General features: G+C 39.6%; 26 protein-coding genes. All 26 read left to right on the forward strand.

Features of this window, described 5'->3' with window-relative positions; translation table 11 throughout:
- The first annotated feature begins 43 nt into the window (after positions 1-43).
- The 26 genes from I6L50_RS14395 to I6L50_RS14520 all read left to right on the forward strand — a co-directional run bounded on the left by I6L50_RS14395 (position 44) and on the right by I6L50_RS14520 (position 18,556).
- The gene (locus I6L50_RS14395) at positions 44-931 is read left to right on the forward strand and encodes a YqaJ viral recombinase family nuclease (RefSeq protein ID WP_219301858.1); all 888 of its coding nucleotides are present in this window, start codon (positions 44-46) and stop codon (positions 929-931) included.
- Complete coding sequence (locus I6L50_RS14400; protein ID WP_219301859.1) at positions 928-1,155, forward strand: hypothetical protein; 228 nt, start codon at positions 928-930, stop codon at positions 1,153-1,155. The genes I6L50_RS14395 and I6L50_RS14400 overlap by 4 nt, the downstream gene beginning before the upstream one ends.
- A complete protein-coding gene (locus tag I6L50_RS14405; protein ID WP_219301860.1) occupies positions 1,155-1,991 on the forward strand; it encodes a recombinase RecT in 837 nt (278 codons plus the stop codon). The genes I6L50_RS14400 and I6L50_RS14405 overlap by 1 nt, the downstream gene beginning before the upstream one ends.
- Entirely contained in the window at positions 1,988-2,263 is a 276-nt protein-coding gene (locus I6L50_RS14410; RefSeq protein WP_219301861.1) for a hypothetical protein, read from the forward strand. The genes I6L50_RS14405 and I6L50_RS14410 overlap by 4 nt, the downstream gene beginning before the upstream one ends.
- Positions 2,260-3,192, forward strand: a complete 933-nt coding sequence (locus tag I6L50_RS14415; protein WP_219301862.1) for a phage replisome organizer N-terminal domain-containing protein — start codon at positions 2,260-2,262, stop codon at positions 3,190-3,192. Before I6L50_RS14410 ends, I6L50_RS14415 begins: the two co-directional genes overlap by 4 nt.
- A complete protein-coding gene (locus I6L50_RS14420) occupies positions 3,110-3,982 on the forward strand; it encodes a DNA replication protein (RefSeq protein WP_307896985.1) in 873 nt (290 codons plus the stop codon). The genes I6L50_RS14415 and I6L50_RS14420 overlap by 83 nt, the downstream gene beginning before the upstream one ends.
- Before the next feature lie 21 nt (positions 3,983-4,003).
- Positions 4,004-4,507 carry a hypothetical protein gene (locus I6L50_RS14425; RefSeq protein WP_219301863.1) on the forward strand — a complete coding sequence of 168 codons (504 nt, stop codon included), beginning with the start codon at positions 4,004-4,006 and terminating at the stop codon, positions 4,505-4,507.
- Between the two features lie 852 nt (positions 4,508-5,359).
- Positions 5,360-5,650, forward strand: coding sequence for a hypothetical protein (locus I6L50_RS14430; RefSeq protein ID WP_219301864.1), 291 nt, complete (start codon positions 5,360-5,362; stop codon positions 5,648-5,650).
- Positions 5,651-5,658: 8 nt separating this feature from the next.
- Positions 5,659-6,078: an ArpU family phage packaging/lysis transcriptional regulator gene (locus I6L50_RS14435; protein WP_257475391.1), complete on the forward strand. Its 420-nt coding sequence runs from the start codon at positions 5,659-5,661 to the stop codon at positions 6,076-6,078.
- 393 nt (positions 6,079-6,471) lie between these two features.
- A complete protein-coding gene (locus tag I6L50_RS14440) occupies positions 6,472-6,945 on the forward strand; it encodes a terminase small subunit (protein WP_219301865.1) in 474 nt (157 codons plus the stop codon).
- Positions 6,932-8,236, forward strand: coding sequence for a PBSX family phage terminase large subunit (locus tag I6L50_RS14445; protein WP_219301866.1), 1,305 nt, complete (start codon positions 6,932-6,934; stop codon positions 8,234-8,236). The genes I6L50_RS14440 and I6L50_RS14445 overlap by 14 nt, the downstream gene beginning before the upstream one ends.
- 11 nt (positions 8,237-8,247) lie before the next feature.
- On the forward strand, positions 8,248-8,451 hold the full coding sequence (locus I6L50_RS14450; protein WP_219301867.1) for a hypothetical protein: 204 nt from the start codon (positions 8,248-8,250) through the stop codon (positions 8,449-8,451).
- The gene (locus I6L50_RS14455) at positions 8,451-9,794 is read left to right on the forward strand and encodes a phage portal protein (RefSeq protein ID WP_219301868.1); all 1,344 of its coding nucleotides are present in this window, start codon (positions 8,451-8,453) and stop codon (positions 9,792-9,794) included. The genes I6L50_RS14450 and I6L50_RS14455 overlap by 1 nt, the downstream gene beginning before the upstream one ends.
- A gap of 122 nt (positions 9,795-9,916) precedes the next feature.
- A complete protein-coding gene (locus I6L50_RS14460) occupies positions 9,917-10,942 on the forward strand; it encodes a minor capsid protein (RefSeq protein WP_219301869.1) in 1,026 nt (341 codons plus the stop codon).
- 4 nt (positions 10,943-10,946) lie between these two features.
- Entirely contained in the window at positions 10,947-11,129 is a 183-nt protein-coding gene (locus I6L50_RS14465; RefSeq protein ID WP_219301870.1) for a hypothetical protein, read from the forward strand.
- 54 nt (positions 11,130-11,183) lie between these two features.
- The gene (locus tag I6L50_RS14470; RefSeq protein ID WP_219301871.1) at positions 11,184-11,357 is read left to right on the forward strand and encodes a hypothetical protein; all 174 of its coding nucleotides are present in this window, start codon (positions 11,184-11,186) and stop codon (positions 11,355-11,357) included.
- Between the two features lie 140 nt (positions 11,358-11,497).
- Complete coding sequence (locus I6L50_RS14475) at positions 11,498-12,157, forward strand: DUF4355 domain-containing protein (RefSeq protein ID WP_219301872.1); 660 nt, start codon at positions 11,498-11,500, stop codon at positions 12,155-12,157.
- Between the two features lie 13 nt (positions 12,158-12,170).
- Positions 12,171-13,022 carry a hypothetical protein gene (locus I6L50_RS14480; RefSeq protein WP_219301873.1) on the forward strand — a complete coding sequence of 284 codons (852 nt, stop codon included), beginning with the start codon at positions 12,171-12,173 and terminating at the stop codon, positions 13,020-13,022.
- Between the two features lie 39 nt (positions 13,023-13,061).
- Entirely contained in the window at positions 13,062-13,403 is a 342-nt protein-coding gene (locus I6L50_RS14485; protein ID WP_219301874.1) for a phage head-tail connector protein, read from the forward strand.
- Complete coding sequence (locus tag I6L50_RS14490) at positions 13,382-13,741, forward strand: hypothetical protein (RefSeq protein WP_219301875.1); 360 nt, start codon at positions 13,382-13,384, stop codon at positions 13,739-13,741. Before I6L50_RS14485 ends, I6L50_RS14490 begins: the two co-directional genes overlap by 22 nt.
- Positions 13,728-14,141, forward strand: coding sequence for a hypothetical protein (locus tag I6L50_RS14495; protein ID WP_219301876.1), 414 nt, complete (start codon positions 13,728-13,730; stop codon positions 14,139-14,141). The genes I6L50_RS14490 and I6L50_RS14495 overlap by 14 nt, the downstream gene beginning before the upstream one ends.
- Positions 14,138-14,518, forward strand: a complete 381-nt coding sequence (locus I6L50_RS14500; protein WP_219301877.1) for a hypothetical protein — start codon at positions 14,138-14,140, stop codon at positions 14,516-14,518. Before I6L50_RS14495 ends, I6L50_RS14500 begins: the two co-directional genes overlap by 4 nt.
- An 18-nt stretch (positions 14,519-14,536) precedes the next feature.
- A complete protein-coding gene (locus tag I6L50_RS14505) occupies positions 14,537-15,169 on the forward strand; it encodes a hypothetical protein (protein WP_219301878.1) in 633 nt (210 codons plus the stop codon).
- A 44-nt stretch (positions 15,170-15,213) separates the two neighbouring features.
- The gene (locus I6L50_RS14510) at positions 15,214-15,651 is read left to right on the forward strand and encodes a hypothetical protein (RefSeq protein ID WP_219301879.1); all 438 of its coding nucleotides are present in this window, start codon (positions 15,214-15,216) and stop codon (positions 15,649-15,651) included.
- A gap of 35 nt (positions 15,652-15,686) precedes the next feature.
- Positions 15,687-15,953 carry a hypothetical protein gene (locus tag I6L50_RS14515; RefSeq protein ID WP_219301880.1) on the forward strand — a complete coding sequence of 89 codons (267 nt, stop codon included), beginning with the start codon at positions 15,687-15,689 and terminating at the stop codon, positions 15,951-15,953.
- 20 nt (positions 15,954-15,973) lie between these two features.
- Entirely contained in the window at positions 15,974-18,556 is a 2,583-nt protein-coding gene (locus tag I6L50_RS14520; protein WP_374108382.1) for a phage tail tape measure protein, read from the forward strand.
- Positions 18,557-18,560 lie beyond the last annotated feature (4 nt).

The following is an 18,560-nucleotide window of genomic DNA, read 5'->3' on the forward strand; positions in this document are numbered from 1 at the left end:
GAAAAATGAGGTTAATATACCGCTTAACAGGAGGGATATCGACATGAGTAGACCATATGAGGTAGTCGCAAAAACAAAAGAATTAACTCGTGAAAAATGGCTAGAACTCCGCCGTCAAGGTATTGGTGGCAGTGATTTAGCCGCAGTTCTAAAGCTTAGTGATTGGAATTCACCGATGTCAATTTACTTGGATAAAATCGGCGAGTTAAAGGAAAAGCCTCAGTCGGAATATGCGTATTGGGGGAATGTCCTTGAGGACATTGTGGCCCGTGAATTTATGAAGCGTACAGGTTTAAAGGTTCGTCGTAAAAATGAAATGTTACGTAGCAAGAAGCATCCATTTATGATGGCAAATATTGATAGAGAGCTTATCGGTCGCAAGGAAGGGTTAGAATGTAAGACTACTACCGAATACAATCGCAGTGAGTGGAAAGGTGATAATGTTCCGAAACAATATATTTTACAGTGTCAACATTATATGGCTGTAACAGGATATGAAAAGTGGCATATTGCAGTGCTAATCGGTGGTAATACATTTGAGTTCAAAACGATTGAGCGTGATGAGGACATCATAAATATGGCTATAGATAAGTGTGAATTATTTTGGAATAGCTATGTATCCAAACGTATTCCGCCAGCAATAGACGGCTCTAAACCAACGACAGATGCTTTAAAAGAGATATACGAGAAATCGATTAAAGATGACCATATTATCTTACCTACAGACTCTAGTAAATACGCAAATGGTTATCAATTAGCTGATAAAGAGATTAAGTACTGGAATGAACAAAAAAACAAATGTAAAAACGAACTCATCAACATCATGAAATGTAGTGAGAAAGGTGTACATCCACTTTTTGAAGCGACTCACAAGACAAATGCACGCGGTACAAGAATGTTCAAATTAAAAACGAAAGAGGTAGCGCAATGAAATCACGTCGTAAAAAGCAGTTAGCGCGTTTGAATACAAAGAAAGAGGTACAAGGAATTACATTACAACAAGCTTGGGATAGGGTGTGTGAGGAGTTTGATCAACGTAATAACCTAATCTATTTTGTTGAAGAACAGGATGAATTAGAGAGTGAGGGATGGATATTAAGCACGGGCGGTTATCAAGCTGTTATTGTAGTAAAACAATCCGGAGGTAAAAACTAATGGCAACGAACGAAACGTTAAAAAATCAAATGGCAGCACAAAAAAATGAGGTATCAACTGAAACAAATTTTAACACCGGCTTAAAACAAATGTTCAAGAAACAGTTTAAAGCAATTGAATCTATCGTACCAAAAGGAATGACACCAGAGCGTTTAATTCGTGTGGGTCTTAATGCAACAACGCGTAATCCTAAGTTATTAGAATGTTCACCAGATACAATTGTTGGGGCTGTAGTGAACTGTGGCTCCCTTGGATTAGAGCCGAATCTATTAGGACATGCATATATTGTACCATTCTATAACAGCAAAACCGGACGTTATGAAGCGCAATTCCAATTAGGCTACAAAGGCATTATGGAGTTAGTACGCCGCAGTGGTGAAGTGAAGGCAATCTATGCACACGAAGTGTATGAAGGTGACACATTTGAATTCGAATATGGACTAGAAAAGAATATCGTTCATAAACCATGCGGGGAAGAGGACCAAAGTAAGATTACACATTTCTATGCAGTATACAAGCTAAAAGATGGCGGATATGACTTTATTGTAATGAGTCGCAAACAATTAGAAAGTCATCGTGATAAATTCACGAAATCGCAAAAAAACGGGGTAGTGTTTGGTCCATGGAAGGATCACTTTGTAGAGATGGCAAAGAAAACAGTCATTATTAAATTGCTAAAAACAGCTCCATTATCTATTGAGCGTGAAGAGTCTCGTCAGGTAATCGAAGCAATTAATCAAGACAACGGGATTATGAAAGTAAAAGAAAACAATACAGGCGTTGAAGCTGATGCAGGGTTTATTGATGTTGAGTATGCCGAGGTGACAGAAGAATGAAAACGGTCGTAAGAGATGGATCTATGCCAATGGCATTAAACAGAAGCTTAGGAACTCGGTATATACGTGATAAAAGATTATCGGAACTAATTAAACGTTGCCGTCGTTTAGAGGGAGAGGAGTATGACTACCTCTTCCCAATTCGGAAGGTATTAGAAACGGTTCGGCATGGTAAAGATGAAAATCCTCATTTGTTTAAAGGGTGCTTTGTATTAGATCGAGACCGTGGTTTTTATTATGAAGTTGTGATGCGGAAGGTGAAGAAAAAATGAGTAACATTAAGTGGATTAAGCTTTCTACTAGCATGTTTGAAGATGAAAAAATCAAATTGATTGAGAGTTTGCCGGAGGCGGATACAATCCTCATTATCTGGATTAAGTTGTTATCTTTGGCTGGAAAGACGAATGCGACTGGTGGTGTGTATCTCAATGAAAACATCCCATATACGGATGAAATGCTTTCGACTATCTTTGATAGACCGCTACAAACAGTACGACTAGCTCTTACAACATTTGTGCAATACGGAATGATTGAGATCACAGATCATAACTTTATTTTTATATCTAATTGGGAGAAACATCAAAATATTGATGGTATGGAGAAAATAAGATTACAAACAGCTAAAAGAGTGCGTAAACACAGAGAAAAGAAGGAACAAGAACAGCTTGCACTTGAAGATGAAAACAATAAAAAAGGTGTAACGTTACGTGTAACGCACGGTAACGCAACAGAAGAAGATAAAGAATTAGAAGAAGATATAGATAAAGATATAAAGAATATAAAACCTTCTCGTAACAAATATGAAATTTGTCACATGGATGCAGCTAAGTATTTTCATCATTTGATTCTTTCTAGAAACAAAAACTTCAAACAACCACCTTTGGATTCATGGGCTAAAGATATTCGTTTGATGGAAGAAAGAGATAACCGCAGTTTAGAGGATATCAAGAAAGTGATGGATTGGTGTCAAAAGGATACATTTTGGATGAATAATGTTTTATCAATCGCTAAACTACGAAAACAGTTCGATCAACTGTATATGAAAATGAACGAAGTAGGTGGTAACTATGCGGAAAATAGGGGACGTGATGAAGGATTTAATGGCAAGGGCGCAAGTTATGGCAGAAAAGACAGCGGGACGGGAGAAGACTTCTGGAGTCGTCCAGCCGAAGATAGAGGATACGGTCATAGATTGCCATAAGTGCAGCGATAAGGGATATACATTCGAAAAACGACAATCTGAAATTGGAAACATCATGACAGAAGTTGCTATTGAATGTGAGTGTATGGAACAAAAAAGCTTAGTTGCTAGATTCAAAGGAGCTATGATACCAGAAGAATTCGAGAATGCTAGGTTTGATAATTATATACAGGAATCACCTGTACAGAAATTACTTTACCAGGCGATGGTAGATTACTTGAAAGAATTTGAACGTATCAGAACGAGCCGTATCAACAGTATTGGTTTTATCGCAGAATTTGGGGAGACAAGGTTGAAAAATCTCCCCTATGAGCGACGTGCGGAAATGCGAAAAAAGAACAATTCTTATGGCCTTGGGAAAACACATCTACATGTAGCTGCTGCTAAATTTGCCTTAAAACGATTTAAGGTGCCAGATGGGCGAACAGGACGCTTGCGAGGTATCCGAATATTGATTGTCCAAGATGTGAATATCATGGCTGAAATTCAAAATGCGATGTTTCTAAACGATAATAAAAAGCGGTACTATGAATTGCTTCACGATTTAACGTCTTGTGATGTCCTTGTCTGGGATGATTTAGGGAAGAGTAGACACAGTGAAGCGAAAGAAGATGTTTATTATCAAATATTTAACGGTAGATATCTGAAAAACTTACCTGTCTGGTACACAAGTAATGAAGATCAAGACACATTGGAAGAAAAAATAGGGTATGCAGCGGGTGATAGGTTGTTTGGAATGAGTAAAGATTATCTGTACCAAGTGAAGGGATTAAGTTATAGAACGAATTAATAGAACCGGAGGATGGACGATATGAAATCACTGTATGATTATTATATTACGCCGGATGAATATGAGAGGGCGGAGAGGAATGGAATTAACCGTAGAGTATTGAATGAACGTATTAGGAATCTTGGATGGGATAAGGATACCGCGATGACAAAGCCGGTGAGAACTAGCAATGCAACAGGTTGGCGTAAAGTGAGAGAAATAGCCTTAAAAAATGGAATTAGTCGTCAAACGTACTATGCAAGAATGAACAAAGGGTGGAAGTTGATAGATGCGATAAGTAAACCACCTATTAATAAATATCAAGCATTAAGGTTAGCAGAGGAAGCTAACTATTGGATTGGAAATAAAGTATTGAGTGATAAACAAGCAGAAATAGCTTCGTTGAATGGAGTTAGCTATAGATTAGCTTGCGAGAGAGTTAAACGTTTGAAGTGGTCTGTAGAAGAAGCGATAACAACTCCAGTGCTAACACGATTAGAATGTGCGAAGAGAGGGAAAGAAGCGTCTTATTGGAGTCGATTATGAATTTATATCTGAATATTCTGTTAATAGGAGTCTGTTTCATAACAAAACCCTAGCTCTTTAGGGTAAGGGCAATGGCAATGGGTATAACAGCTCGATTTATTTGAGCAATTATATTTTAGTTTTATATTACGCTAAAAGAAACAGGTAAATGCAACCAATTCGTTGTAAATGTAAAAATAGCTAGCAAAAAGCTAACTGCTCCAATAATGGAATATGGTTCCAAAATGGGTTGGTTACAGTTGTGAGCTTGTAGCAGAAGAGTTTTATGCTTTGAAATACTAATAATGGAATCGTTATTGTATTGTAATGAAAAAAGAGTACACATTTAATATGTACTCTTGAAAAAGGAGACCTATACGAGTGATAGAACATTATATGCTTGTCCAGCTGAAAGGTGAAAAGTTTTTAACAATAATGCTATTTGATATGTAAATGGAAGAGCACTTTCCAAAGTGCTCTTCTGTAACGACTATTCATTTCAAGAAGAAAGGAATACAAAATATCATATGAAATTACTCTTGATAAAGTGTGGGTTCTGCATGAAAAATCATTTTGTAGAAATCTCCAAAGTAATACGAGCACTTGTGCCAGAGTGCTCGCTTTAAAAACTTACGACAATCATTATTGTTATGTGTGTGAGTCATGAACAAATAATGTTTTGAGAAGTAAGGTTTAAGGCATTGTATGTGAAATGAAGAAAAGTGTTAATAAAAATAAAAAAGCAGCTAGCAAAAGCTAACTGCCCGGCCTTCAGGGAGCGTAAACTGCTAATTACTGGTGGTAGTAGAATTTTCAATGGCCTATATACAGTATGTGACGTAATTAAAATATTATACAGGGAGAGAAGAAAAAATGAGTGGAAGAAAATCCAAGCAAAAAGGAAATAGACGAGAACGAGAATTTGGCAAGTTAATAGGAGGTACTCGTGTACCACTTTCAGGGGCGGTTGACGGGTACGCGAACGACGTGAAGGGTTTGGGTCTCGAATGGGAAGTGAAGGCGAGGAAAAGCGGATTTAAGACGTTGTATGGTTGGCTAGAGGATGAACGGGAACAGCCGGATGCGGTTGCGTTGAAAATAGATAATAAGCCCTGGGTTGTTTGTATGACATTGGACAAGTTTTTGAAGATGGTGAAGGGGTGAAAAAAATCATGAAATGTGCAGAGGTGTTTACCAACATGGAGCTGGATATAAATGTGCCAGTGGTGAACATGGAGGAAACAAAAAAGAATGTGCTGAAAGCGCTGAGGAAGTATCGATTGTGTAGAAATAATCTGTCTGATGAGCGTGCACAACAAATTGTTACCATGATTGAAAAGGATGATTATCAATCTATTGAACATACAGAAGAGTTCCAACAGTGTGCGTTTGTTTGGAAGGTCGAAGATGCTGTGGACAAGCTGAATTATATAGAGAAACAAATTCTTTGTGAAGGATATATGACTGCAGATAAACATAATTGGGTGAGAATGTCACGGAAATTGAACGTGTCTAAAACGATTTATTATGAACACCGTGATAAGGCCTTTGAAAGTCTAGCGAAAAAACTAAAGATTGTTGTGTATTATTAGGTTTGCCGGAAAAAAGGCGGAAAAAAACAGGAAAAAGTCAGGAATTACACATGCACTTTATGTTTTATAATAAAAGTGTCAAGAAGTTGACCGTCACGGAAATGGCGCTGTATGTTGTTTCTTGATTTCTCTAAACACTCGGGTAAGGACAATTGATTATAGTTTACTCACGATAAACGTAAGTAAGGGTCCGACCAACGAGGGAGAGGGTTTCGCCTCTCTTTGAGCCGAGGAACCCCATGTTGCTCCCCAGGTTAATGGATATCCAATTCTGATATCCTCGGTTCAAAGAGGTGTGAACTTTTCATATATATGAGCGGCGCAATTGCGTTGCTTTTTATTGGTCTACTATATTGTTATGCAAGTTACTGTAAAAGGGGGCGGTGATATGTAATGAAACTAACTTCAAAGCAACAACGATTTTGTGATTACTATATTGAAAAAGGAAATGCAACTGAGGCTTACAAACGAGCTGGGTACTCATACAAAAACGATAACGTAGCAGGAGTAGAAGGGAAAAAACTACTAAGAAATCCTAAGATTGAGCGATATGTCGCTGAGCATATGGAAGCTATTCGAAGTCCTGTTATCGCATCCCAAGAAGAGGTGCTGGAGCGTCTGACAAGTGTTTTAAGAGGCGAAGGTAGGGTGCTGAAAAGACCTCGTATGAGTAAATCGAAGAATAAAGAGGGGAAGTGGATAGAATATGAGTCTTATGATGAAATTACAGTTTATCCTCAAGATCAAGATATTATTCGGGCTGGAGAACTTCTGGGGAAAAGGTACATGATGTGGACAGAGAAGAAAGAAATTTCCGTCACAGTACCAACATTTGTCGATGACGTACCGGTGAATGAAGATGAATAAAGTACCAGTAAACGTACAACCCATAATTAACTTTCATGAAGTCATCGGCAAAGGCTACAACTGCTTCTGGCATGCTAAGAACTTTTACCGGGTCTGTAAAGGCTCACGTGGCTCCAAGAAGTCGAAAACCACCGTAATCAACCTCACAAAAAGGCTTATGCAATATCCCTGGGCGAATATCTTGGTTGTCCGTCGATTCTCCAATACGTTAAAACAATCCTGTTATACAGATTTCAAATGGGCGATTAACCGTCTAAAGGTGAAACACCTGTTTAAATTCAATGAATCCATGCCAGAGATCACATACACACCAACCGGCCAAAAGATTTTACTACGCGGATTGGATGATCCTCTAAAAATTACATCTATTACAGTTGATGTTGGGATATTGTGCTGGGCATGGTTTGAGGAAGCGTATGAAATTGAAGACCAACATAAGTTTGAGACGGTTGTTGAATCGATTCGTGGTAAATATGATTCGCCAGACTTCTTTAAACAGATTACTGTGACGTTTAACCCGTGGAGTGAAAACCATTGGCTCAAGTCTTACTTTTTTGATGAAGATACGCAAGCTTATGATACGTTCGCGATTACAACGACTTATAAGTGTAACGAATGGTTAGATGAACAGGATAGAGCGCGTTATGAGAGTTTGTATACCAAGAACCCAAGGCGTGCGAAAATCGTTTGTGATGGGGAATGGGGCGTAGCGGATGGTCTTGTATACGAGAAGTTCAAACAGAAAGATTTTGATATAGAAGAAATCAGAGGACGCGCCAATATTAAGAGTGCGTTCGGTTTGGATTATGGATATACGAATGACCCAACTGCCTTATGCTGTTCTCTTGTCGATCTGGAAAATCAAATCATATATATCTTCGATGAACATTATGAAAATGGCATGAGTAATAAAAGGATTGCTAGTGTTTTAGAAAAGAAAGGATACAACAAAGAGCGCATCATTGCTGACTGTGCAAATCCGAAAGATAACGATGAGTTAAAGTCGTTAGGGATAAAAGGCATAAGAGGTTCTAGAAAAGGTAAGGACTCTATCATGAATGGTGTGCAATTTATACAGGATTTTCAGATCTTTATCCATCCAAAATGTGAAAACTTCTATAAGGAGATTAACAATTACATTTTCGATACAGACAAAAAGACTGGTAAGAGATTAAATAAGCCAGTAGATAACTTTAACCACTTGATGGATGCATTACGATACTCACTTGAACCGTATATCAAAAAAGGCGGCAAATTGAAGTCGTTTCATAAATCTTTAATTGGATTATAGGAGGTGTAAGGATGAAATCGTATGAATTTTTAATTACGTATAAAGACGACAGTAGTAACTGGGTTAACTTTAAGGGGAAACAGAGCAAGGAGGAATTGCAAACGATGATTGTCAAGGCTCTAAATGACGATGTGGAGTTCTTATCATGTTCACACTTAGGGGTTATTTTACGCAAATCTGAAGTTCGCTCTGTAATAATCGGAGATGTGAAATAATGCTAACATTTGAACAAGCGAGAATACAATACACCCGTTTTAAGACGGAAGACAAAGCGTTCAAGCGATTGCAAAAACTTCATGACTATTATGTCGGTGAACATGAAATCATGAAGAAGAAAGAGCGTAAAGGCAATAAAACATACCGCATTGTGCATAACTTCGCGAAATACATTACTACAATTTCTACGAGTTACTTCCTCGGCTCTCCTGTTTCGTATGTATATTCAAAACCACAATTTGAAAAGGCATTAAATATCCTGGAAGACAACGATGAAGAGACAGTGAACTATGATAACGCAGTAAACTGTTCGATTTATGGAATAGCCTATGAACTCCAATACTTCGATGAACGAGGAGAATATAACTTTATTGATTTAGATCCACGCAATGTCATCGTAATGGATGATGGAATGGTAAAGCCACACCTCACGGATGTGATTGTCTTCTCTGAAACACTGTTAAAAGATAACGAGTATAAGGTTCGCATGGATGTATATGACCATAAAGAGCGTGCGACGTACGAGTTTATTCATAAGGTAGCTGAAAAGGCGGATGCGGATATTCCTCATGATCTGGTCGGACAAGTGCCACATGGATTTGAGAGAGTACCGATTGTTAAATACAAGAACAATAAGTTTGAACTTGGGGAATGGGAAGACTGTGTTGCGCTGATGGATGCCTATAATAACGCTGTATCAGGGAATGTAGAGGACTTATCCGACTTTACGGATGCGTTCTTGAAGCTTCGTAACATGACTGATACGGAAAGAGAAGATATCCAGCAAGTTAAAGATGACAAAGTATTTCTTCTTGATGAAGATGGTGATGCGGATTGGCTCATTAAGAACGTGAATGACACCTTTGCACAAAACGTGAAGAGAGGTCTAAAAGAAGACATTCACAAGTTCTCATTCGTTCCAGATATGAGTGATGAGTCGTTTGGTAGTAACCTTTCAGGCATTGCAATCAAATACAAGCTCCTCGCTTTAGAACAGGTAAGAGGACAAAGGGTTCGTATGTTCCGGAAAGCTCTGACAGATCGGTTAGACTTCATTAACAAGTATGTAGGAATGACGAACAGTGATATCTTTGACCATCGTGATGTGAAAATTCAATTTAATCCGAATTTACCACCTAACTTATTGGAAGAGGCTGAGCTTGTAGCAAAACTACAGAGTACGTTGCCGCAAGAAGTGCTGTTATCCCTTCTATCCTTCATCCAAGATGTGAAACAAGTCATGGAGATGAAGAAGCAAGAGGAAGACGAGGAGTATGATGGTTACAACAATTTGGAAGACGAAAAAGAAAAAGGGGTTGAAGGGGATGGATCTGAAGAATAATCAAGCTACCGGTGGTTATATCGTGCAAGAGGGTTCCTTGGTAGTAGGTGCACAGAAGCTAGGAATCGAGACAGCTAAAACTGCTAAAGAAGTAGCGAATGCACTAACTGGAGTCGCCCAAAATGCCGACAACTGAGGAATATTGGGTAAAAAGAGCTGAGCAACTGGAAGAGAAGTGGCATAAAGAAGCCAAGAAACTAGAGAAGAGATTACAAGCATCCTATCTACGTGCTTACCGTGAAGTGAATAAAGAGATGCGGCTTTATCTCACGAAAAAGGACTTTGATTATAACAAATTAAACGAGGTCTTGAGTAAAGCGGAACGTGAAATACGTAAAAAGGGATTGACTGATTATCTGGACCATTTAAGCGAAGTAGATTCAGCTATAAAAGATTCGATGGAACAGGAAATCAAGCAACATATCAATCTAGCGAAGGTAACTCGTCTGGATGCGATCTCTTCTGAGATGCTGAGGAAGCTATCAGACCAAGCGATACAGGATGAGAAGGCTATCCGTAAACAAATGACTACTGTTTATACCGAAACGCTGTTACGGAACAAATATGAGTTTCTGAAGCTAGGGGTCGAAACGCCTGTTTATGTATTGAACGAAAAGATAATCAAAGATATCCTCTCGTATCCGTGGAGTGGTGAGAACTTCTCGAATCGTATATGGAATAACAAACAGAAGCTGTTACAGGTGTTACGAGAAGAATTGACGCAAGGTGTGATTCAAGGAATTCATGCGGATGAAGTATCCGAACGATTAGCCAAAAGGATGAATGTGGAAATGAAGCATGCGATTACGCTTGTACACACCGAGACGTCTTACTTCTATAACCAATCTACTTTAGATAGTTTTGGAGAGGCTGAGATTGAAAAGTACAAGCTCCATGTCACGTTTGACCATCGTACATCCCCGAAATGTCGAGCGCTAGATACAGGAAAAGTTTATAACCGTGATGATGCAAGTGTGGGTTACAACTATCCTCCATTGCATCCAAGGTGCCGAACGTTGCCTATACCGTATTTTGAAGGTGTGAGAGGTCCTAAATACCGTTGGGTGAGAGATAACACTGGTAAGAGTGTGAAGGTCGAGGAAGCGAACATGAGTTACAAACAATACGAGAAACAATTCTTGGGGTGAATAGATGGAAGTGTATTTAGTTGTTAAGTTTCCGTATCCGGAATTTGAGTTTACGTTCAACAAAAGAGTTTGTGGGACTTTCTTATCTAAAGATGCTGCTGAAAAGTATAAAGAAGAAATGACTAATAAATGGGTGAATAAAGACGGGACAGCTTACATCGATATTGTACCGTTAAAAGTTAATTAAATTATAACTATGTAAATTTCATAAGAAACAATTTTTGAAGTAGGAGCGATGCAAATGTTGTGGCTATTAGCTTATTTTATTGTTGGAATGATATATGTTTCTTTTGGAATGCAATCTGCTTTACGTGAGGCGTTGAAAGATATTGAGGGAGAGTCAGGTAAAGAGATGATTACGATTGTCGTAACGTTATTTCTTATTTGCATCTTCACACCTGTGTGGCCAGCGTAAATAACAATGAAGATTGCTAATAAATTTCATAGGAAAAACAATTCCAGATAGATATGTAACTTTTGTGTAATATTCGTCGTACTGGTGGACGTTAAACACTCGGAATCGACAGCCGACGGGCTATAAATGGAGGGAATAGAATGAAACCAGTAATAGGGAAACATGTAGTAAAAGCAGATTTAACACCAGAGGAAACATTAGCATACGCAGGGATGTCGTTTGTCCCTAAGTTACGATTAGGAGATTTCCAATACTTTTCTGATGAAGGTAATCTGAATCCAGGTGACAACAAAGAACCAGACAATACAAATAATCCAGATGGAACGAATCCAGAAGATAATCCTAATGATCCAACTGAAAAAACATTCACGCAAGCGGATGTGGATGCAATCGTTGCTAAAAGAGCAAAACAGGCAGCGAAAAAAGCACGAGAAGAGGCTGACAAAGAGTATCAGCGTAAAAGCCTGACTGATGAGGAACGCAGACAACAAGAGTATGAAGACCTCAAGAAAGAAAACGAATCATATAAAGTGAAAGCAAGACGTTCTGAACTGAAAGACCATGCGACAAGTATGTTACAAGGTGCTGGTGTTCCAGCTCGTTTCGCTTATCGTTTGATTGGTGAGGATGAGGAAGCGACGGAACAAGCGGTCAATGAGTTTGTTGCGGATTGGAATAGTGAAATGTCTACAGCTGTAAAAGGGAAATTAGCTGGACAATCACCGAAGAAACCAACAGTAGAAGATAAAACCGAAGTTGATCCGTTTGAAGCGGCATTCAACAAAGGTTGGGAAGAATAGGAGATGATTGTATATGCCAATTTATTTAACAGAAAAGTTTGCTGACACGATTGATGAGCGATTTAGTACAGGTGCAATGTCAACGCCAGGTATAAATGATGATTACGACTGGGTTGGTGCGAAAACGATTAAAATTACAAGCGTAAGCACAGCCCCACTCACGGATTACAAACGTGACGGAAATGAGCGTTTTGGTAAAGCAAAGGAATTAGAGAACCAATTACAGGAAATGACGTTAACGCAAGATAAAGCCTTTACATTCAGTATCGATAAAATGAATGAAGAAGAAACGAAAATGAAGGCTGGCGAAGCGTTGGCACGTCAATTGCGTGAAGTTGTTATCCCTCATATTGATACGTATCGCTTTGCAAAAATGGCGGAACATGCTGGCACAGTGGTAGAGGGTGCATTAGATACGAAAAATGTATATAACGCTGTGATTACCGCAACAGAAACATTGGATGAAGCGGAGGCACCTGAAAACCGTGTGCTATTTGCTACCCCAGAAGTTATTAAACACTTAAAGGAATCTGACGGTTATGTAAAAGCCTCTGAGCTAGCGCAATCCAAAATCGTGTACAAAGGACAGGTAGCTGAATTAGATGGTATGCCTGTTGTCAAAGTTATTTCTAAGCGTTTAGGTGCGAACTTCATTGTGTGTCATAAATCTGCGACAGTTGCCCCGATTAAACTCTCTGAATATCGTATTCATTTAGATCCTGTTGGTATTTCTGGTTCTCTAGCTGAGGGTCGTTTCTACTTCGATGCATTCGTTCTTAACAATAAAAAAGAAGCAATCTATGTCCATAAAAAGAAAGAATCGAGCGGTGGCGGAGATGCAAAATCAGCCGCAAAACCTAAGTGATAGAGGGCTTCGGCTCTCTATCCTCTAAGGAGGTAACACATGATTACCACAAAAGATAATGTAAAGAAAATCCTTCGTATGACAGATGACAAGCAAGACGAACTCATCGAAATATTCATCCCCATGGTAGATTCCTTTATCCGCAGATATACAGGAAATGACTTCAAACGTGGTTATCCACCAGATTATGAGATTATTGCGATTCGATTAGTAGGTTACCATCTTTTCTCTACAGAGGAAGATAAGCAAGACGGTGTGAAAGGTGAGCGATTAGGTTCAAGCAACGTAACCTACGCATCTGACGAAGAACAATATCCGAAGCACTTGTTAAAAGGGTTAAGAAAGAGGTTGAGAACATTATGCGATCCAGAGGAAGATTAAAACGATTGATGAAGCGATTTGGGACTCAGGTAGCGGTGTATCGAAAAGGGAAAAGTTCCGATCCATATAACCGTGGCAAGTATCAAAAGGTATCTTCATTTGAGGGGATTGTGGATGAAACCCTGCAAGGTGGGGATATCGGTATGGCTTATCAAAAGGTGACAGAGGATACAAGCGCTGTGTTGTATTGTGATCCTACTGATATCCAAAAAGGGGACGTAATCATCGCGAATAACAAGTATTACAGTGTGAAAAAAGTATCTAACCCAATGAGTGCGGATAGTCATTTGGAAATAGCGCTGGAAGAAACGGAGATGAAAATCGATGATTCGGTATGAGTCTCATTTTGATAAAGCTATACGAAAGATGCAGGCGGCGGAAAAACTTGCGGTGAAACGTGGTGCGGAGTATATCAAAGGGAATGCAGTGACCTACTCAAGAAAGAGAAGTGGAGATACCGCAAGAGGATTTCAAACAAAAGTTGGTATGGAGGGGGTAACTCCAAAAGGCATCGTGTTTAATAACAATGAAAATGCCATCTATGAAGAGTTTGGAACAGGTATTCACGCTGAAAAAGGCGGTAGGAAGACACCGTGGGTGTACAAAGATAAGCGAACAGGTAAGTTCTTTCGAACACGAGGAAAAAAGGGTACGAAAGCATTCCGGAACGCTGGTGAGAATCATAAATCAGAAGTGAAATGGATTATGGAAGCCGCTATGAAAGGCGGGATGAAATGATAGATTTAATACAATTTATAGATGCGTTTTTAAAAGAAGTATTTGAACCGTATGAAGCGGATGTGTATTACAGGGAAGCCGACAAGGAAGTCATGAAACTCCCTTACGTCGTGTACGAGAGTCAATCTGATGCTGCATCAAGAGTAAGAGAGGATTTTACATTCACGGTTCATATTTGGAGTCATGAAGCGGATTATCTCATTCAAGATGAAGCGTCAGAGAAAATCAAACAATCTATTCTGAATGGAACGTTAAGAACCCAATGTGCACCCATGAGCATCGCAGTTGATTATATGGGGCGAGCGGATATTCCAGCCGAGGGACAACAGATTCGAGTGAAAGAAGTTCGTTTTAAAGTGAGACATTACAATATGTAAGAAAGGTAGGTTTTGCAAATGGCATCACCAAATCCAAATCCACATGCCCTTGTATTAGGAGAAGGGGCAATCATTATGAATTTTGGAGTCAAAGACAAAGAGATTCCATTAGGAGCGTTACGAGGTGGCGGTTCGTTCTCGTATGAACCTGAATTTAAAGCAATAGAATATAACGGCTCAAAGGGTGATACAAAAGGTTTTAAACGAATTGTCGGATCAAAGACCCAGCTTAAAACCGGTGGATTACTAGAATTTTTTGATCCTAAAAAAGTAGTTAACTTCTTCCCAGGTGCAGAAGTTGAAAAAATTGAAAAGACTGTAAATGGGAAACAGAAATCTTATTCCGTTATCACTTCTCGTGAAAAAGTAACGATGGATTCGTATCTTGAAAATATTACTTTTGTGGGGGAAACAATGGACGGCCGCGATGTAATCATCATGGTGCTGAATGCCTTAAATGATAGCGCAATTGAAGCGGCGTTCGAGGGTGGAGATGAAACAGCTCCAGAAGCAACATTCACTGGTCATCGTGACCCATGTGACTTAGATAAAGCACCATTTGAAATTTGGATCGAGGGTGGCGGGAAAGATTTCACTTGTGATTTACCACCCGAAGCGTCAAATAAGATCAAAACATTAGAAAAGAAATAGGGAGGGGATTTCCCCTTTCATTCATATAAAAGGAGACGGAAAACATGGCAATTCAAGTCAATCAAGAAATCAAAACAATGCGTAAGTTAGGCTTTTCAGATACTTTTTCATTCTCCCGTATCTTAAAGGAAATGGGAATCAAAGAAGAGGTGACGTCCTTTTTTAGTAGGGGGATGCAAGTATCACAAAAGGCGCAAGCTTTGATTGATAAATACGGAGCGGATGAAATCCCTAGAGAGGAAGAACAAGCAGTCGTAGCGGAAAACGTAAGTATTGGTACGGAATTCTTCTACACTGTGATCGTTAACTTAGGTGAAGCTGAGGGTGAGTTTTATAAGTGGCTAGCTGATTTATACGGTGTAAAACCAACGGAAGTAAAGCAACATGCCGATTTACAAAATGTAATAGAAGACATCAAAGAGAATGAAGGTTTACCGGGTTTTTTGAATGGTCTCAAAGCTGCGATGACATTAATGAGATAGACGTTATTGATACATTGGCGGCAAGATATAGCGACATGTCCTATATCTCTTCTTTATCCATCCACGAGGTGTTTTCCCTCTATTACAAAGCTAAGAATAAGCAAATGGAAGAAAGGCGTTTCCAAACTTGGCTGCATCATATTCCCGTTATAGCTTTTAGTGGAAAGATTATTCCGTATGAAGAAGCGTTTTCTACAAGTCAGCAGAAACAAAACAGTCGCATGACGGAAGAGGAGAAGGACAGAGTCCTCAAGCGAGCGGCTGACATATCAAATCGATTTAAAGAAATGCGTGGTGAGTAACGCACATGGAAGTATTTAAAATGTTTGGCTCCGTGTTCTTGAAAGATGAGAAGGCACGGAAAGGGTTAAAAGATTTAGATACCCATGCCTCCAAAACGTCTCAGGGTATGGGAAGTAAGTTCGGGAGCTTAGGTGGTGTATTTGGTAAATTAGGCGGCTCTATCGGTGGCGCAGCCTTACTTATGGGTGGTATGGCCGGGGCGGCAGTAGGCGCAGGCGCTGCATTAATGGGTGTTATATCTGCTGGAGCTGGATTTGAAAAGACCATGTCTGCTGTACAAGCTGTGACGGATGCATCTGGTGAGGACATGAAAAAACTGTCCCAATTAGCTAAAAAAATGGGTTCAGAAACAAAGTTTAGTGCCTCCCAAGCTGCAGAAGGTATGCAATATTTAGGTATGGCAGGATTTAAGACCAATGATATCATGCAAGCCATGCCTGGTATGTTGTCATTAGCTGCTGCTGGTCAATTAGATTTAGGTAGAGCTGCTGATATTACATCTAATATCATGTCTGGGTTTGGATTAAAAGCTGATACGGCCGGTCACGCTGCAGACGTATTAGCAAAGGCTGCTGCTAACTCGAATACAAATGTAGAGCAAATGGGAGAGGCAATGAAGTACGCTTCCGGTTCAGCATCTACTGTCGGTTTTACAATGGAAGAAACATCTGCCGCTATGATGGCAATGGCGAATGCCGGATTACAAGGGTCTGTTGCGGGACAAGCGTGGGGTACCTCTTTAAACCGTTTAGCGAAGCCAACTAAGGCGATGAAAAGAGTGATGAATGAACTGAACTTAGAATTCTTTGATGCACAAGGGAAGATTAAACCATTACCACAAATCGTGGGTGAATTAGAACAGAAAACCGCAGGGATGACAAACCAACAGAAAACCGCAACATTAGCCACTTTATTTGGCGCAGAAGCATTTAAAAACTGGGCTGCATTAATGAAAGTCGGTGGGGAAGAACTAGGGAACATAACAGATGGATTGGTTCATGCTGATGGAACGGCTAAGAAAATGGCAGACACGATGTCAAATAACTTATCTGGTAAATGGGATGAATTTAAATCGAAATTAGAAGGTTTAGGCATTACCATATTCACGATTATCGCTCCTGCATTATACGCCATTCTTCAAGGTGCGATTAACGCTGTAAAAGGGGTAGATCAGTTTATTCAATCTATCATTCCGTTGGATTCTTATACCGAAGGGGTAAAGAAGATAGCGGAGGCCTTGGGAGCAATGTGGCAAGCTGCTGCGGGAGATCGAAACGAAATGGTAAAGGGATATGATATTCTCACCAAATTAGGGTTTTCTGCGCAGTCCATTTTAATGATACAAAACATTACGGAAGGGGTCAGGTTTGGAGTAGAAACCATGAAAGGCCTGATTGCCGGTGATTGGGGAGCCGCTTCGAATCTCTTAGATAAATTAGGTTTTTCTCCAGAGAAAAAGGCGGACATTCAAATGTTCATCCAAGATGTTCAGATGCACATTCGTAACTTCATAGAACATGTACAATCTCTCATATCGGCGGCTGCCCCAGTGGTTATGGGGATTATTGATGCGACTTGGGACTTTATTAAGGGTGTATTCCAGGCTATCGCACCGTACGTAATGCCTCTGCTGACGGATGTCATGTCGTTCGTAAATGGGATTATAGAAAAGATTGCTGCATTCTGGAAAGAGAATGGCGAACAAATTATGGAAGCTGTTCGCAATACGTTCGAGTTTATCAAAAGTGTCATTAGCTTTGTCATGCCAATTGTTTTCACCATCATTAAGGATACATGGGAGAACATCAAAGGAGTGATCAATGGCGCTCTGGATATCATAATGGGGCTTATTAAGGTATTCTCCTCCTTATTAACAGGTGACTGGAAAGGAGTCTGGGAAGGAATCAAACAGGTTCTTTCTGGCGCATGGGAATTCATTTGGAACTTCATTCAATTATGGGGCGTAGGGAAAATTCTTGGTATCATCGGAAAAATCGGAAGTAAGATGAAAGGTCTTTTTAAGGAAGCTTGGGAAGGCGTTAAACAAGTCTTTTCTGATATGTTCAAAGGCATATTCAAAAGCTCAGAGGACACGTTTAAAGTGATCAAAGATACATTTGGGAAAGTGAAAGATGCTATCGCAAATCCATTTAAAGATGCTTGGAACGGTGTGAAGGACTGGCTAGATAAGATTAAAAATGGTGTGAAAAATATGTTCAGTGGCGTGAAGATTCCGACACCAAAGATTACAACAAATGGTTCGCTGAATCCACTGAACTGGATGTCAGAAGGGTTACCAAGCTTTGATATCAAATGGGCGGCCAAAGGCGCGCTTGTGAAACCAGGCATGCCAACCGTTATCGGTGTCGGGGATGCGAAAGGATATGACGAAGCTGTTCTTCCATTGCGCGATAGTACACTCGGACGAATTGGACAAGAAATCGCACAAACCATGCCACAAATGATGTATCAACAACAATCTGATAGACCGATTGAATTAGCTGTGTATCTCGATAAACGGGAGATTGCAAGAGAAATATACTCAGATGTTGGAGAGCTTCAAAAACGAGAAGACGAAAGATATAAAGCATTTAAAAAGTAGGTGA

It is taken from the genome of Bacillus sp. FDAARGOS_1420 (genome assembly GCF_019344915.1).
GTDB classification, from domain to species: domain Bacteria; phylum Bacillota; class Bacilli; order Bacillales; family Bacillaceae_G; genus Bacillus_A; species Bacillus_A mycoides.